The sequence below is a fragment of the Aeromonas sp. QDB18 genome, assembly GCF_027705325.1.
Lineage (GTDB): Bacteria > Pseudomonadota > Gammaproteobacteria > Enterobacterales > Aeromonadaceae > Aeromonas > Aeromonas caviae.
The window spans coordinates 1-1126 of record NZ_JAPDBQ010000299.1 but is presented as its reverse complement, the minus strand read 5'-3'; the positions used below and the strand labels follow the sequence as shown (position 1 = coordinate 1126).

The 1126-nt window shown below is 61.8% G+C and carries 1 protein-coding gene; it reads right to left on the bottom strand.

Features of this window, described 5'->3' with window-relative positions; translation table 11 throughout:
• Positions 1 to 202: 202 nt before the first annotated feature.
• Positions 203 to 1126, bottom strand: a 924-nt coding sequence (gene intI1 / locus OKC30_RS20985) for a class 1 integron integrase IntI1 (RefSeq protein ID WP_032441700.1), incomplete at its 5' end; no start/stop codon positions are given.

Sequence of the window (1126 nt, the reverse complement as noted above, 5' to 3'; positions counted from 1 at the left end):
TGTCGTTTTCAGAAGACGGCTGCACTGAACGTCAGAAGCCGACTGCACTATAGCAGCGGAGGGGTTGGATCCATCAGGCAACGACGGGCTGCTGCCGGCCATCAGCGGACGCAGGGAGGACTTTCCGCAACCGGCCGTTCGATGCGGCACCGATGGCCTTCGCGCAGGGGTAGTGAATCCGCCAGGATTGACTTGCGCTGCCCTACCTCTCACTAGTGAGGGGCGGCAGCGCATCAAGCGGTGAGCGCACTCCGGCACCGCCAACTTTCAGCACATGCGTGTAAATCATCGTCGTAGAGACGTCGGAATGGCCGAGCAGATCCTGCACGGTTCGAATGTCGTAACCGCTGCGGAGCAAGGCCGTCGCGAACGAGTGGCGGAGGGTGTGCGGTGTGGCGGGCTTCGTGATGCCTGCTTGTTCTACGGCACGTTTGAAGGCGCGCTGAAAGGTCTGGTCATACATGTGATGGCGACGCACGACACCGCTCCGTGGATCGGTCGAATGCGTGTGCTGCGCAAAAACCCAGAACCACGGCCAGGAATGCCCGGCGCGCGGATACTTCCGCTCAAGGGCGTCGGGAAGCGCAACGCCGCTGCGGCCCTCGGCCTGGTCCTTCAGCCACCATGCCCGTGCACGCGACAGCTGCTCGCGCAGGCTGGGTGCCAAGCTCTCGGGTAACATCAAGGCCCGATCCTTGGAGCCCTTGCCCTCCCGCACGATGATCGTGCCGTGATCGAAATCCAGATCCTTGACCCGCAGTTGCAAACCCTCACTGATCCGCATGCCCGTTCCATACAGAAGCTGGGCGAACAAACGATGCTCGCCTTCCAGAAAACCGAGGATGCGAACCACTTCATCCGGGGTCAGCACCACCGGCAAGCGCCGCGACGGCCGAGGTCTTCCGATCTCCTGAAGCCAGGGCAGATCCGTGCACAGCACCTTGCCGTAGAAGAACAGCAAGGCCGCCAATGCCTGACGATGCGTGGAGACCGAAACCTTGCGCTCGTTCGCCAGCCAGGACAGAAATGCCTCGACTTCGCTGCTGCCCAAGGTTGCCGGGTGACGCACACCGTGGAAACGGATGAAGGCACGAACCCAGTGGACATAAGCCTGTTCGGTTCGTAA